The sequence below is a fragment of the Pseudoalteromonas sp. XMcav2-N genome, assembly GCF_024124545.1.
In the GTDB taxonomy this organism is placed as follows: Bacteria; Pseudomonadota; Gammaproteobacteria; order Enterobacterales; family Alteromonadaceae; genus Pseudoalteromonas.
This window is the reverse complement of sequence record NZ_JAMXSF010000007.1, coordinates 92,796-107,861: the sequence shown is the minus strand read 5'-3', so window position 1 is coordinate 107,861 and position 15,066 is coordinate 92,796. Positions and strand designations below refer to the sequence as shown.

Genomic DNA, 15,066 nt, shown 5'->3' with positions numbered 1-15,066 from the left:
CTGACTGTGCCCAAAACGGGATTTCTCCGCTGCAGAAATCGCTTCTTATCTTTGATACAAAAGTCCGTTGTAAACTATGTGGTTCGCTACTTTATCTTCACAAAGGCGCTTTATGGACGATAACAGGCGCAATGAACCTGAGCATTATGCTTGTATCAATCTTTGCTTTTACCATACGGTCTGTCGACATGATTTTGTTGGGCGCTGTAATAACTCCACTGTTGGCCGCTGTTGCTGCATTGTTGTGCCCGATGAAAATCAAATCCCAAATAGGCACTAAACGAAGAACCGCGCGTCGCATTGCCTATGCGCGGAACAAAACGAAATAAACTCGTTTACGAATTGTCTGCTTAATTTTTGATATCAAAATCCAGCTGCACCTTTTGGTTGGTTTGTCTGACGGGTGCGCCATTTTCAATTTTAGGGTTATATTTCCATTCTTTTAGTGAGCGTATGGCTTCTTGGTCAAATAAACCATTGTGGCTTGACTCAATAATACGGATGTTCTCGGGCCTGCCTTGCTCGTTAATATCGAATTGCATCTGGACATAGCCATTTTTTATCTGAGGATCTGACTGCTGAGTTGACGTGCAGCCACCGATAAAAATAAGGGTAAACAGGGCGGTTAATAAGTATTTCATTTGAAGTTGCTCTTATTATTATGATGAGTTTTGAAAGTCGCAGTGTGACTCGCACACTGCCACAGTACTTTCTACCAGACCATTACGCTTTTCGCAATTGTTTGCAAGATTTTCCGCCCAGATGCAGACGAATAAGCTTCACTATCTTGTCTTTTAACCAGACAGGGCCAAAGTCAGCAATATCATCATGGCGCGCTTTGGGAATGGTCACCACGCAGCTGCCAAGCTCGACTTGCTCCGCTTCGCTGGGCAGCACGCCCGAGTCTGCCGGAAAGTCGCTGGCACGTATAGACAGCACCTTTATATCATTAGTTTTTGGTAATGGCACACGACGATGGTCTAAGGTAATGATCTGTTTAACATAGGGCTTGCCTTCATTACCCAACCAGGCAGAAATATCGCCCCCATTTGAGTGGCCAACCAAAGTTAGACTATTAAAATCGTACCCAGTTATGCTGCTTTGCAATTCACCGTGTAGAAACGCCAGTGTTTTTGCACCACGCTGCCAGTTTTCACTGCGCGTTTCAAACAAATTACCAGAGACAGACAGCGGCGGATCGCCCGGCAACTCATGCCCGATTGCAACCACCAGATACCCATGCTTATTCAGCACTTTGGCTAAGAAGGTGTAATCGGTATGCGACATACCGTAGCCAGCGCCGAGGAACGCCACCGGGCAAGGAGCTTTTTCACTGCACTGTGCCTGAGATTCGGGATAAGTGATCTCAACCGGAATGGCTCTGTCACGGGCTTTATCGTAAACACTGGCAGGTTGAACGTCGGCCGCGGCGGTACTCAGCCAGCAGGCAACTACCAGAGCAAATCCTTTTAACAATTTCATTAAAACTCCTGAACTATATCGTTATAAACTGCCGCATTATGCGGCCTTAAAACGTCCAATGTCACATTTTTGTAACCGGCTCCAAACCTGCCTCCTTTGCTTATGCTGGACATTTTAACAAGTATCGACAAACTTCAGTGTCAGCAAGGTGCTTTGACGGTATTGTGGACATTGAACTGGAAAAATAGGCGCTTTCGTCAAAACTGCATCTTTTGATAGCAAGATTTTGCGCATGTGCTCCCTTTTTGCCGTGCGTGACGATCAGGGAGGCACTTGCGGGAAGAAACAGTTACAGAGTATCTATTTTGTCCTTTATCTGGGCCAGCTGATATTCGTTACCAACGACCTTAGCGACTTCTTTGAGCGCCAGTTTATAAGCCGTATTGAAAGCCGTCTCACTGGTCGTGACTATGTCCGGCTTCACGCCGACACCTTCCCAGTTGCTTTTGGTTATAGGATTGACAGCCTTGGCAATAGGAATGCTGGCCCGGAAACCGTTACCCAGCTCGTAATATTGCCAGGGATTTGCGCCCCCTTTGGTAACTTCACCCACCAACGTGGCTCTGCTCAGGTGCTTCAGGTTGTAGGCAAACTCTTCGGCTGCCGAGAAGGTTTCTTTGCTCGTGAGCACATACAACGGAATGGTCAAATTCGCCTTCGCAGCTACCTCTTTTATGGTGTAAAACTCGCGCGTGGTATTGGTGGTGCGCCAGTAGATGCTATTTAAATGCGTATCGGGCTTTAAAAAATAGCTGCTGATCAGCTGTACCATTTCACCGCTGCCACCGCCATTTTTTCTCAAGTCAACGAGCAATGCATCCGCATTGGCCACAAACGTCATTACCCCTGCCACGGTGCGTTTTGATTCATCCGTAACATTATCAAAGCCCCAGAAGTCAATATACCCGACGTTGCCGGGCAAGATCTCGACCTTGTTAAAGCCAGAGTTGTTGCGCGCCAGTTTAGCGAACCAGGATTCATTTTTTTTCTGTACCACAACACCGCTCGGATCGCGCCACTGCACGCCAAAATGCGGGTCGGTTTTTTTCAGCTCTGTGGACAACAAAGCGGCAAATTCATCCTGAGTAACAGCGCCGTGAAAGGCTGGTTTATCTTGGAGTTGATGCAAACTCTTTGCCAGACCGGGAATTTTGTCTGTTTCAACATAACTGTTTTCAATTTCATTCACTAAAGTGCTGACAACTTCCTGCTTGTTAAGCGCCTCATTGGCACTGCTGATACAAGATAGCATCGCCAGAGGTAAGCCAAAGTACTGAATAAGCCTCATTTGTAATTCCTTCTAATTATTAATTATCAGGCAGTTAAGATGCCCAGTTCAGGAAAACGTTCATTTTTTCTCGCTGTTCAGGCTTTTTTCAGCGCATCGCAGGACTCTTGGACAAAATAAAGGCGCCCCAGCAGGGTTATTGTGTCTTTTGCTAACAGGCATTAAAAAGCCGCATTACGCGGCTTTTCCGTTATTTTTTATATTTTTCGAACCACGCAAGCGTGTGCTCTATTTTGCTGATCATCCGCGAAGGACGCCCGGCGATACCATGCGGTGCACCCGGTATTTTCACCAGCACAGAGTCAATTTTACGATGTTTTAGTGCCTGATAAAACTGCTCTGTTTCAGCCATTGGGGTACGCAAGTCTTCCTCGCCCGTCATCAGCATAGTCGGCGTAGTGACATTGCCAACCAGAGACAGCGGCGAGCGCTCCCAGTAATGGTCAACATGCTCCCATGGCATCCCCGGGAACTGAGTGGGGATCTGCACCAGGCCACTGTCAGCGGTCAATACTTTACTTAACCAGTTGATCACCGGCTTAACAACAACAGCAGCATTAAAGCGGTCGGTCAGGCCAATGGCATAGGCAGTCGCGATACCACCCGCTGAGCCACCAGCGATAAACAGGTTATCCTGATCAATAAAGCCTTTGGCAATCATGGCGTCAACACCAGAGTTGTGATCGGCAAAGTCTTCTTTTGAACTGTACTTGTATTTGAGCAGCATGGCAAAACGCTCACCATATGAGCTACTGCCACGATGGTTGTCGTAAAACACCACATAACCCTGTGCTGCGTAGCGTTGTAACTCAGCCGAGAAATGTGGGCCATAAGCCAGGTGTGGACCACCGTGGATCTCCATCAACAATGGATACTTCTTGTTCGGATCAAAATTTGGTGGCGTGATGTACCAACCCTGGATCTGCTCACCATCAAACGATGATTTGTATGTGATTTCGTGCACTTTACCCAGTGTTTTGTATGCCAGTAAGTCCTCGTTCAGCGCAGTCAGCGACTTCACTTTGCCTTTACTGGTTGTCACTGCGACATCAGCCGGACGCGAGCTTGAGCCCTTAGTAAAAGCAATCTCACCATCAAAATTGGCGCTGAACTGACCGCTCAGATAAGGGCGGCCCAGCGTGGTGCCTGACAGCGTATTGGTAAGATCTTTAATTTTGCCTTTAGTAGTAATGGTGGCCAGTTTGCGCATGCCATGGTCGTCGTAAGCCATTGCCAGCTTAGCGCTGCCTATCCAACTTGGGCTTTGGATTGAACGGTCAAAGTCTTTCGCAATCATGCGAGATTGCTTGCTTTGCCAGTTCATAATATTTAGTTTGTGATTGCGATACGGGTTCAGCTCGCCCGATGAGCTCAAGAACGCCAGCTGCTTGCCATTTTCTGAAAAGCTCGGAGAGTGCTCGCGACCCGGTGCATTGGTCAATTGCGTGATCTTACCCGCGAAGTCAACTTCAAACAGGTCACCCTCCAGGCGCTTATATTCCCAGTCTGCAATGCGGTTTGCCGAGAACACGATGCCCTTTGAATCGCTGCGCCAGGCTAGTTTACCACTGTGGTGATAGTTACCTGAAGTCAGCTGACGAGGCGTGCCGCCTTCACTGGGCAATACAAAGATCTGTCGATATCCGGGCTTAACCAGACCGCGTCCATCCGCCTGATAATAGGCCTTATCAATCACAATGGCCGACTCGGACCATTTTGCGCCTTTCGGTTTTGCCGGCATCTTGGCAATCACCGCTGGCTTTTCCTCAACTTTTTGGCTAAATGCCAGCCATTTACCATCAGGCGACCAGGTCAAGTCACTGATCCCGGCCTGTAACTGAGTCAACAATGCTGTGCGATTTTGCGCAATGTAATGCACGTGCACCTGAGTGCTGCCAGACACATCACTCAAAAAGGCGATCTTGCTGCCATCGGGTGACCAGCGCGGCTGATAGTAGCGGTTTTCGTCTGAGAACAACGGAGACTGTACGCCCGTTTTTGCATCGACCAGCCACAAGTTTTGTCTTTTGGCATCTTTCATCACGTCGTTGCTGTTACGTACGTACACCACTTGCTCGCCGTTGGGCGATATTTGCGGATCGCTTGCATATTCAAGCTCAAAAATATCTTCAGCCTGTAGCCCGGCATTTGCCTGCGCCAATACGGGTAGTGTTGCAATCGCCAGTAAAGAACATTGCAAAGTACGTTTCAGTCCAAAAGGCATGGGCAGCCTCCTATTGTTATCATTTTAATAAAGGCCACATAGTTATTCAGCTCACAGCAGATGTCATCCAATACGCGATAAAAGCAGATAAAAACCCGATGTGTTATAAGGTCACACTGTCAACGGGCTTTCTGACAATCAGTTATACCAGCCATCAGCCAGCACCTCGGCTTGTTCAAGCACGAGTTTTATCGCTTCTTCGGCCATATTTGGCGGGTATTTCCAGCGTCGCAGTAAACGGCGCACCAGGTTACGCATTCTTGCCCGCACACTTTCGCGTTTTTGCCAGTCAACCGTTGCTGATTTACGTAGTTGTTGCGTCAGTTCGATGGCCAGTTGACGCAGGTTATCGTCGCCCAGCGTTCTTACAGACGCTTCATTGGTTACCAGTGCCCGGTAAAATGCAATTTCATCGCTCGACAAGTTCAGCTTATCCATCATCTCGCTATCGGCCTGCATTTCTTTGGCCCACTGGATCAGCTCTTCAATGACCTGAGCGGTTTCGATATTGCGGTTATGGTACTTTTGCAGTGTCGACATGATACGGTCAGAATACTTTTTCTCCTGCACCACATCGTTTTTCATCCGTGCTTTTATCTCATCCCGCAACAACTTTTCCAGCAGTTCAACGGCAAGGTTTTTCTCCTTCATATGCTTTACATCTTCAAGGAACTCTTCTGATAGTAACCCTATGTTCGGCTTATCTAACCCGACCGTTTTAAAGATGTCATCAACGCCATCTGCCACAATGGCGTTATTGAGGATCTGCCTCAGGGCAGAATTGCGTAGCTCGTCGTTACGTTTTTTGTCTACGGTCGAGTGCTTTAAGAAGGCTGTTTTTATCGCACCATAAAAAGCAATTTCACTCTTATATCCGCCCACCTCGTCCAAGGTATTACACAAAGAAAACGCTTTCATCAATGCCGCCATCACATCCAGGAACCGGCGTTTACCATCACGGACTTCCTCGCCTTTGCTGTTGCGATTACAGAGCCCTGAAATATGGTTTACGGCGCCCGGAAGCAGTTGCAGCGGTTTGGTTTCAAAGTCCGGACGATAATGAAAGACTGCCCCATCCACGGGGGTGGCAAACATCCCCCGGATGATATCGACTTTTTCCATAAAGACAGCGAAAGCTTCAGCGGTATCAACGGTTGGCTTGCCTTTGCCCTGACTGTTGGTATAGGTCTTAAGTGCGTTCTTAAGCTCATTGGCAATCCCAATATAGTCAACCACCAAACCGCCGGGTTTATCCTTAAACACCCGGTTCACACGCGCTATAGCCTGCATCAGGTTATGGCCTTTCATTGGCTTGTCGATATACATGGTATGGCAACAAGGCGCATCAAAACCGGTTAGCCACATATCACGGACAATCACCAGTTGCAGCTCGTCACTGGTATCTTTATAGCGTTTTTCGAATAACTTCTTGGTTTTTTTATCATGAATGTGAGGCTGCATTTTGGCTTTGTCGGCAGCACTGCCTGTCATCACAATTTTAATTACGCCTTTGTTTGGGTCGTCGCTATGCCACTGGGGTTGGATGGCCACAATGGCATCGTATAAATCCACACAAATCTCGCGACTCATGGCAACGATCATCGCCTTGCCCGGAAAAGTTTCACAGCGGGTGGTAAAATGCGCGACCAAATCCTGAGCAACTTGCTCGATGCGCGGCTGCGCACCAACCAGTTTTTCAAGCGCTGACCACTGTGATTTTATTTTCTCACGACTTTGCGTTTCTTCGTCTTCGCCTATTTCCTCTTCGACCTGTTCGTTAAGCGCTTCAATTTTATCCTGGTTAATATCCAGTTTGGCCAAGCGAGATTCGTAGTAAATGGGCACGGTGGCACCATCATCCACCGCATCCTGAATATCGTAAACAGACACATACTCTCCAAACACACCCCGGGTGTCTTTGTCATCTTGCGCAATCGGCGTGCCCGTAAAGCCAATAAAAGCGGCATTCGGCAACGCGTCACGCATGTACTTGGAGTAGCCATACACATAACGCTGAGCGACCACATTGCCATTGCCGTCTTTCACATCAACAAGGCGCGCTTTGTTGCCATACTGGCTGCGGTGCGCCTCATCCGACACCACCACGATATTCGAGCGCTCCGAGAGCACCGGATGCGCCATTTCTTCATCGAGCAGCGCAAATTTTTGTACCGTCGTAAAAATGATGCCACCGGACTGACGATTAAGCAGTAAATCGCGCAATGAGTCGCGGTCTTCTGCTTGTTGCGGGATTTGCTTCAGGGTTTCCTGCGCCATCGTGAAGGTGTTAAACAGCTGGCCGTCGAGGTCATTGCGGTCTGTCACCACCACTAAGGTTGGGTTATTCATCTGTGCTTGTTGCAGCAATTTGCTGGCGTAGCAGACCATCGAAATGCTTTTACCACTGCCCTGGGTATGCCAGACTACGCCGGCTTTTTTACTTCCGGGCACCACGGTATTGACATAATTTGCCCGTGGCTCGGCGATTTGGTCAGCGGCTGTAGCCGCAATAACCGTCGCTTTTACCGCAGCACGCACGGCATGGAATTGGTGATAACCCGCGATTTTTTTGATGATGGTGCCTGCGCCCGAGTCGCCCTGGCCGCCATCATGTTCGAACAACACAAAGTAACGAATATAATCAAGCAACAGCTCTGGCTTAAAAAAGCCCCGCACCAGGGTTTCCAGTTGGAATTCGAGCAGTGGTTTATCGTCTTCACTCTCTATGGTCTTCCAGGGCAAAAAGCGCTCTTTGTTCGCAGTCAGCGAGCCAACTCGCGCCGTCCAGCCATCAGAAATAACCAATGCCTCGTTGAACACAAAAAGGTCAGCAATCTCTTCTTTGTAAGTTTGAATTTGATTGTAGGCATGCCAAATGTCGGCATGATCATCGGCAGGGTTTTTGAGTTCAATTACCGCCAGCGGCAAGCCATTGATAAACACCACCATATCAGGGCGACGATTACCTTTGGTGCCCGAGATAGTGAACTGATTGACCACTAAAAATTCGTTATGCTCGCGATTGTCAAAATCAATTAACCGGACATGCGTATGTTTGGTCACCCATTTGTCGTGCTCCATCACCGAGTATTCAACGGGCACACCCTCAATGAGGTATTGGTGAAAAGCTTTGTTGTTTTTAATCAGGACTGGCGTTTGCGCTGTGGCGACCGTTTTCGCCACTTCGATTAAGGTGTCACTGGGGACATTGGGGTTTAAGGTTTTCAGCGCCGCCACTAACCGCGCCACAAGCAAGACCTGCTGATAGTTTTCACGCTCGGGGACGCCCGTGGCTGGATGGAGCGGACCATCCGGTGCCAAATCATAGCCGTTTTGGTATTGATACCCTAACGCTTGAAACCAGTCGAGACATTGTTGTTCTAGTTGGTCTTCTGTGATCATTAACCCTTTATCCTTATTATTTATTCCATGCGCTCTTTATTAACCGCCCGGTTTGGTTGTAAATGCCAACCTGCTCAATGTAATGGTGAAAATCCTTGTTTTCAGCCACGATCCGGTTTGCAGATTGCCAATCTACGTTGACTCGCTCCTGAGCAGGAATAAGTATCTGGCTGTCAAACAAAGATTCGGTATCCAGGAGCAGCACGCCAATCCCGTGCAAGCTCGAGAGCATTTGCAGCTCGCCTTCAACGTCGCTGTTTAAGCCCGTTGCCACAAGGTAGCCAAAGTTAGCCCAGCTCGAATTCGATACCGCCTGAAAAAAGTATTTTCGTACATTACCTTTGGTAAGGTGTTTCTTCACCTCAAAAGACCACAGCCGCACCGAGCTGTGATTACCGCTGCGCACACAACTTCTGACAATTTCATCCCACCCCTGGTCGAGCGGCTCCAGCGCTACCACATCGGGATGTAACCAGTGATTGCCACCGCTGCCATGAGCGTTTTTAGATTTACGCTCATCAATACGCTGACAGTAAAGGCCCAGATCCTTACTGAGGTACTCAATCAACATTGGGTAGAGGTCCTGCTCGCTTAAGCTAGACGGCGCAAGCGGCGTATCGACGTCTGATTCATCGGTGTCGCTAAGGTCGTCCTCTTTATCAGCAGGTTTAGGCTCCTGCTCCCAGTAGTAAACCCGGGGTCTTGGTTTGTCACGTGTAGCAACATGAGAACATACCGCTTTCGCTCTTTGTGTTCGCTCCCCGCCAATTTCTGCCGCCAGCTGGGCAATCAGCTTGTCTTCGGTGTTGTAGCGCGGGTTTTCTTGTTTTTCAGCGATTTCTTGTGGATATCGAAGCACAAATTCTTTGGCTAACTCCCGAGCAGTAAACTTCTTGTCGGGGTTCGCCTTAAGCGTGTCGATAATCATTTCTACTCGGGTTGCCATTATTTGACCTCTGCTAATTCTTGAGTCTGTTCTAACTCGATTTCGCCGGAAAGTAATTTGGGAACAGCTTTGTTACTTAGTAGACATACTTTCCACAGCTTTGCTCATATCTGCGGCTTTTGAAATTAATGCATTTGCTGATGGTGAAATAAAATCATCAGGAAAATTTGTTTTTCTCAATTGTCGACGAACGATGTTTCGCAAACGAGCTAAAACCGGCTCTTTCTTATACCAATCAACTCCCGCCTTTTGGTTTATAAATTCAAGTAAATCATCTACCACATTACTTAGCTCACTAGGCGAAATTTTCCCTCGGATTGATTCTTCAATAATTAGAGACTCGAGCAGTATTGACTTCGTTGTAGTCGACTCTAACCTATGTTTATCCCAAGATGGTGTTGATACACTGACCACTGGTGCTTCAACAATTGCAGAGTTGTCTTCATCTGTTGATCTAGCTTTACGTGCAAGTAATGCCTCTCGAATTAAATCATTGCAATAACCAGAAGCTCCAATCAAATCAGGAAATAGACTTGCGTGATGAATATTCATCTTGTGTAGCTTTTTCAAACATTTATTACGAGTATTAGGCTCATTGGGAATATGAATGCGACAAATATATTCCGATAACACTGCAACTTCATTAGTATCTACACCTGAGTCAATTAAATGCTGCTCTAATGCTGACTCTAAAATTTCACCGTATGGAGCAAAGGTAAACAAGCCAGCCTGATTAACGAGTCGACCATGATCATCTATAGATGGTTCAACGATCTTAAGTACTTCTCCATCTTCGGAGCTCTCTATGTCGTTAAGATCCTGAATAAATGATTTGTTTAGTACAAAAATCGTTCTACTATAGTTAGATACTTCACCATTGTCGTCAATCCATGTTGGATCATCTTCACCTTCAAAAGCAAAAAATAAAGCCACATATGGAGATAAACTCCAGTCTAGTAAGGGGGTTGCTAGTCCATGATGTTGCCCAAGCGCCCACAACTCACTATCATTACGTAATATCGCTTTATCATTGATCCGTCCTCTAGTTGAAAGACGAAAGTTATGCAACTGTTTCTCAGCAACATCTCTGGTCACAGCACCATTTACGAGTCGATCTAACGTCGGCTCTAATTGCCATTTGTAATGTTTCTGCCCTCTAAATACATAACTTCCTTCTGTATCATTATCGCAGTAGTGTTTCACAACTTGATCAAAATCCTCCCAAGACTCAACTCTGCAAGAGGGTATCATTCCATCAATAGTTTTATTATGGATAGCGAACTTAGGCCACAGAGGAAGGTTTAGATAATACTTTTCATCTTGGTCCTCGTAATGCTCATCCGAGGTATATATCGAACTCATTTATCCCTCCTTGGTCACGGTATTAATAAATTTCCAGAAAGCAGCTCTGGCAGAAGTGTGTCGCGCAATAAAGACAGGTTAGTACTTTGAACATTATTAGCGTCTATCTGGCATTGGAAGGACTGCATAATAATATTAAACTTATTGAGTACAACTGGACTTGGAGTTAATACACCCAAGCGGTATGCATTATTGCGGTTTAACCCCGGGACAGCTGCATCAGTATTCATGTTTTTTAACCCAAGATTTTGCAGAACTAAATGGCAATACTTCAGTGAGTAACCTGCTTTGGGCTTAACATAGAATACTGTATCAATTGGAAAAAACGCTTTAGGTTCCCAGTAGACAGAACCAACTGTCCCTTTACGGCCAACGATAACTCCAGGGCCTTCAACAAGACTTTGGTTGTGGAAACCAGTCAATCCGCCAGAGCCATATACAGGCACTTTACCTTCTACACGGTCTGTTTTCTTTAACGCTTTGCCATAGGCCAATTCGAGGATGTCTTTTAGCTGCTTCGGTTCCCACCCCTCAGGAATCAACCCCAGCTCAGATTCAACGAGCTTGTCGGGGAATAGCGAGGCAGTCGCCGCATCCATACCCTCTGGGTGTTCGCCATTCATCTTGGCTTTCACGGGGTCAAAATCGACAAACCATGATTTAAAGATGGTTTGCGCCATTTCTTCTAGGGTTTGGTTTGTTTGAGAATTAAGAATAAGTTTCTTTTCTATATCTCTAATGTTCTTTGTAATTAAATCTCTTTCACTTGCTGGAGGGAGAGGAATTGGCAGCTCTTTAACATCTTTAAGGTTTAGTGTTTTCTGAACTGTTGTGTTCAAACGAGCATCTATTATGTGCTTTGCAGGTCTGCTTAATAACACATATCTAAGCCACTCTCGCAGCTCCAAATTTTTCAACCTTACTACTGCAAGCGCTCGTGCAGCATTCCAGTCTTTCATTTCCTTTGTAACTAAAACGCAATCCCCCGGATTGCCTACCAATGTTATGAGCAATTCAGTTCCGTTTAATCTAGTTCTCTTATACTCTTCATCAACCTCAGCACTGATACAAAAATCTGGTTTTCCAACAAGGACACCATTTTTCACATCAGATACTTTTATTAAAGGAACCCCACCTTCGGTATCAGATCCCGGATACATAACACCTACAGAGACCGACTTTGGAGTTTCGAGCAACTTTTCTAATGTTGTAAAATCCCAATGCGCAGGAGCTTTACCACCAACAAGTTCCCACATTGCACGAACATCACAACTCATATCCCAACCCCGCTAAGTTCTTCTTGTTATCAACTTTTATCACTACCAGCTCAACCTTATTATTCTGCTTCATTGTTTTTTTCCTGCTGTGCCAGTAATGCTTGCTGTGCTTTATCGCGCTCGCGCTGCAATTCTTGTTTAAGCTCTTCTTCGCTTGGTAAGTAAGGGAGATATTTGGCTGCAAACAACTGTTTTTGGTCCGACAGCACCGAGTATTTCACTACCGCTTCGCTCTTTTCGCTGCACAACACCAGGCCGATGGTGGGGTTGTCGTCGTCGCCTTTTAGTTTGTTGTCGTACAAACGCACATAGGTGTCCATTTGCCCAACATCCTGATGTTTGAGCTTGCCTATTTTCAGGTCCACCAGCAAAAAGCACTTAAGTTTGAAGTTGTAGAACACCAGGTCGATATAAAAGTCTTCATCATCAAAGCGAATGCGCTGCTGACGCTCAACAAACGCAAAGCCTTTGCCCAGCTCCAGCAAAAACTGCTGCAAGTTTTCAATAATACGCTGCTCAAGCTCTGATTCCTGATAGGTTTTATCTTGCAGGTTTAAGAAATCCAGCACGTAGGGGTCGCGCAGGTAGTCTTTGGCTGTTTCAGCTAAAGGCGCTGTTTTTTGCGCCGCTTCAGTTTCTACCAGCGCCTTGTCTTTACTGGCAAGCAAGCGCTCGTAATACAACGCGCCAATTTGTCTTTCTAAAGCTCGCACGCTCCAACTCTGCGCGATGGCCTCTTGCTGATACCATAAGCGCGCGCTGTCTTTTTCTATCCGCGATAGCTGGTTGTAATGAGACCAACTCAATTCGAGAGACACTGTCTCTCGTTTTTCAAACGCCAGATAAAACCGGCGCATATTGCGCAGGTTAGTCACATCAAAACCTTTACCAAACTCACGGGTCAGCTGCTCAGAAAGCTGCTTTAACTGCGCCTTGCCATACTCTGCGCGGTTATTGCCTTGCTGTTCATGCTCAACGATTAAACAGCCGATCTGCCAGTAGGCTTGCACCATCGCCGCATTAACCGTCTGTTTAACTTGCCCTCTGGCCTGCTCAACGATTTGTTTGATGTCGTTTAGCAATGATGCACTGCTTAACTCAGAGCTCATAGCCCAGTCCTTTGAGGTTCTTTTTGATTTGAGCTTCCAGCTTTGCAGATTCCGCAAACTGCTCACTCAGTTTAGCGGTTAGCGTTGCCATTTTCTCAGCGAAAGGCACACCGTCATCCTCTTCTTCAGCGGCGCCCACGTAACGCCCCGGCGTCAGCACACAATCGTGTTTTTTAATCTCTGCTAAGGTTGCTGATTTGCAAAAGCCCGCCTGATCTTCGTAAGTCACGCCGTTCACAGCTTCCCCTGTTTTCCAGGCGTGGTACAGGTCGGCGACTTTCTGGATATCATCTGGGGTAAAATCGCGCAGTACACGATCTTTCATATAGCCAAGGTTACGCGCATCAATAAACAGCACCTCGCCTGTGCGATCACGCAGCTTGCGGCCCGACTTATCCGTGCGTGCTTTCTTGTTTTTGGTTAAGAACCAGATACAAGCCGGGATCTGAGTATTGGTAAACAGTTGTCCTGGCAGCGCCACCATACACTCGACCAGATCCTGCTCAACTAAGGTGGCGCGAATGTCGCCTTCGTTGTTGGTGGTTGAACTCATAGAGCCATTAGCAAGCAACAAGGCCTGAGAGCCATCCGGGGCAAGGTGATAAAGCATGTGCTGCATCCAGGCAAAGTTGGCGTTACCTGAAGGCGGTTTGCCATATAGCCAGCGCGGGTCGTTATCATCCACCCCCGTATTCCACTCTTTCATGTTGAAAGGCGGGTTTGCCATGATGAAGTCAGCGCGTAAATCGGGATGCTGGTCATTGGTGTAGGTACTGGCAGGCTCTTTACCAAAATCGTAATCCAGACCACGAATCGCCATGTTCATCGCAGCCAGCTGCCATGTGGTGTAGTTGTATTCCTGACCGTAAATCGAGATCCTTTGTTTTTGCGTAAGCGGGTCGATGTCTTTTTGGTGTGCGCGGCGCTCAATAAACTTCTCAGATTGTACAAAGAAACCGCCGGAGCCCATTGCCGGGTCATACACGCGGCCTTCGAACGGTTCTATCATCTCAACAATCAGTGAAACGATAGACGCAGGGGTGTAGAACTGACCGCCCTTTTTACCTTCGGCAAGCGCAAACTGACCTAAAAAGTACTCGTAAATATGGCCCAGAATATCTTTACTGTTAAGTGACTTATGATGAAACGGAATGGTCGCAATGAGGTTGATCAGCTCGTTCAGTTTTGCCTGATCAATTTTTAAAGCGGCGTAGTGCTTATTGAGTACGCCTTTTAGCTTTTGGTTGTCGCGCTCGATGCCTTCCAGCGCGTTATCAATCAAATGCCCGACAGACGTGATCTTCTTGGTGATTTTTTGCTGGTTTGGGCCATCAAACTCTAACTCAGCGCCCCCAATAACCAGAGGGCCGTTGTCTTGCAGGAACTGCCAGCGAGACTCCGTTGGCAACCAGAATACGTTTTTCTCTTTGTAGTAATCGCGCTGCTCCAGCTCAAGTGCGATTTCCTGCTCAAGCTCCTGCGGCGTGAACCCTTCGGGGTCAAGATAATACTCGTGTTCCGGGTCTGCAAATTCCTGTTTTAGTTCTTGCTGGCGCAGCGAGAAGGCGTCGGACACGTATTTAACGAAAATTAACCCCAGCACCGCATGTTTGTATTGAGAGGCATCCAGTGATGCACGCAGTTTGTCTGCGGCCGTCCAGAGCTTACTTTCCAGCTCTTTGAGAAATCGTTGTTCTTGTTCGTTCATTTCGGGTTTCTTGAGGTCGAAAAATTGACCCTATGATACCAGTAAATCAGCAAACCCAGTCAACCTTAGTATTAACTAAGGCGGGGTTTTAAATACAAAAAATACATTTTAATAAAGGCCACATAGTTATTCAGCTGAATACAGATGTCATCCAATACGCGATAAAACGGAATAAAAACCCGATGTGTTATAAAGTCACACAGATATTGAATGTCGCTTAAGTCAGCCAAACCTATGTCTGGCTGTTAATCGGTTGAGCTTGATACGC

The 15,066-nt window shown here is 46.9% G+C and carries 10 protein-coding genes; all 10 read right to left on the bottom strand.

The genetic code is table 11. The features are described 5' to 3' along the window. Positions 1-350: 350 nt before the first annotated feature. Positions 351-641, bottom strand: a complete 291-nt coding sequence (locus NH568_RS11160) for an energy transducer TonB (protein WP_253047219.1) — start codon at positions 639-641, stop codon at positions 351-353. Between the two features lie 82 nt (positions 642-723). After that, entirely contained in the window at positions 724-1,482 is a 759-nt protein-coding gene (locus NH568_RS11155; RefSeq protein WP_253047216.1) for an alpha/beta hydrolase, read from the bottom strand. A 289-nt stretch (positions 1,483-1,771) separates the two neighbouring features. Beyond that, positions 1,772-2,770, bottom strand: coding sequence for a S41 family peptidase (locus NH568_RS11150; RefSeq protein WP_253047213.1), 999 nt, complete (start codon positions 2,768-2,770; stop codon positions 1,772-1,774). Positions 2,771-2,960: 190 nt separating this feature from the next. Beyond that, on the bottom strand, positions 2,961-4,994 hold the full coding sequence (locus NH568_RS11145; protein WP_253047210.1) for a S9 family peptidase: 2,034 nt from the start codon (positions 4,992-4,994) through the stop codon (positions 2,961-2,963). 138 nt (positions 4,995-5,132) lie between these two features. Next, positions 5,133-8,396, bottom strand: a complete 3,264-nt coding sequence (locus NH568_RS11140) for a type I restriction endonuclease subunit R (RefSeq protein ID WP_253047207.1) — start codon at positions 8,394-8,396, stop codon at positions 5,133-5,135. A gap of 16 nt (positions 8,397-8,412) precedes the next feature. Further along, the gene (locus NH568_RS11135) at positions 8,413-9,342 is read right to left on the bottom strand and encodes an HrgA protein (RefSeq protein ID WP_253047204.1); all 930 of its coding nucleotides are present in this window, start codon (positions 9,340-9,342) and stop codon (positions 8,413-8,415) included. A 72-nt stretch (positions 9,343-9,414) separates the two neighbouring features. Then, complete coding sequence (locus tag NH568_RS11130) at positions 9,415-10,704, bottom strand: FRG domain-containing protein (protein WP_253047202.1); 1,290 nt, start codon at positions 10,702-10,704, stop codon at positions 9,415-9,417. Positions 10,705-10,718: 14 nt separating this feature from the next. After that, positions 10,719-11,981 carry a restriction endonuclease subunit S gene (locus NH568_RS11125; RefSeq protein WP_253047198.1) on the bottom strand — a complete coding sequence of 421 codons (1,263 nt, stop codon included), beginning with the start codon at positions 11,979-11,981 and terminating at the stop codon, positions 10,719-10,721. 59 nt (positions 11,982-12,040) lie between these two features. Further along, on the bottom strand, positions 12,041-13,090 hold the full coding sequence (locus NH568_RS11120; RefSeq protein WP_253047195.1) for a PDDEXK nuclease domain-containing protein: 1,050 nt from the start codon (positions 13,088-13,090) through the stop codon (positions 12,041-12,043). Further along, on the bottom strand, positions 13,080-14,798 hold the full coding sequence (locus NH568_RS11115) for a class I SAM-dependent DNA methyltransferase (protein WP_253047192.1): 1,719 nt from the start codon (positions 14,796-14,798) through the stop codon (positions 13,080-13,082). Before NH568_RS11115 ends, NH568_RS11120 begins: the two co-directional genes overlap by 11 nt. Positions 14,799-15,066: the final 268 nt, after the last annotated feature.

Bases quoted from the DNA above. Each gene is read 5' to 3' on its own strand.
- NH568_RS11160 (WP_253047219.1), bottom strand. From the start codon at position 641: ATGAAATACTTATTAACCGCCCTGTTTACCCTTATTTTTATCGGTGGC.
- NH568_RS11155 (WP_253047216.1), bottom strand. From the start codon at position 1,482: ATGAAATTGTTAAAAGGATTTGCTCTGGTAGTTGCCTGCTGGCTGAGT.
- NH568_RS11150 (WP_253047213.1), bottom strand. From the start codon at position 2,770: ATGAGGCTTATTCAGTACTTTGGCTTACCTCTGGCGATGCTATCTTGT.
- NH568_RS11145 (WP_253047210.1), bottom strand. From the start codon at position 4,994: ATGCCTTTTGGACTGAAACGTACTTTGCAATGTTCTTTACTGGCGATT.
- NH568_RS11140 (WP_253047207.1), bottom strand. From the start codon at position 8,396: ATGATCACAGAAGACCAACTAGAACAACAATGTCTCGACTGGTTTCAA.
- NH568_RS11135 (WP_253047204.1), bottom strand. From the start codon at position 9,342: ATGGCAACCCGAGTAGAAATGATTATCGACACGCTTAAGGCGAACCCC.
- NH568_RS11130 (WP_253047202.1), bottom strand. From the start codon at position 10,704: ATGAGTTCGATATATACCTCGGATGAGCATTACGAGGACCAAGATGAA.
- NH568_RS11125 (WP_253047198.1), bottom strand. From the start codon at position 11,981: ATGAGTTGTGATGTTCGTGCAATGTGGGAACTTGTTGGTGGTAAAGCT.
- NH568_RS11120 (WP_253047195.1), bottom strand. From the start codon at position 13,090: ATGAGCTCTGAGTTAAGCAGTGCATCATTGCTAAACGACATCAAACAA.
- NH568_RS11115 (WP_253047192.1), bottom strand. From the start codon at position 14,798: ATGAACGAACAAGAACAACGATTTCTCAAAGAGCTGGAAAGTAAGCTC.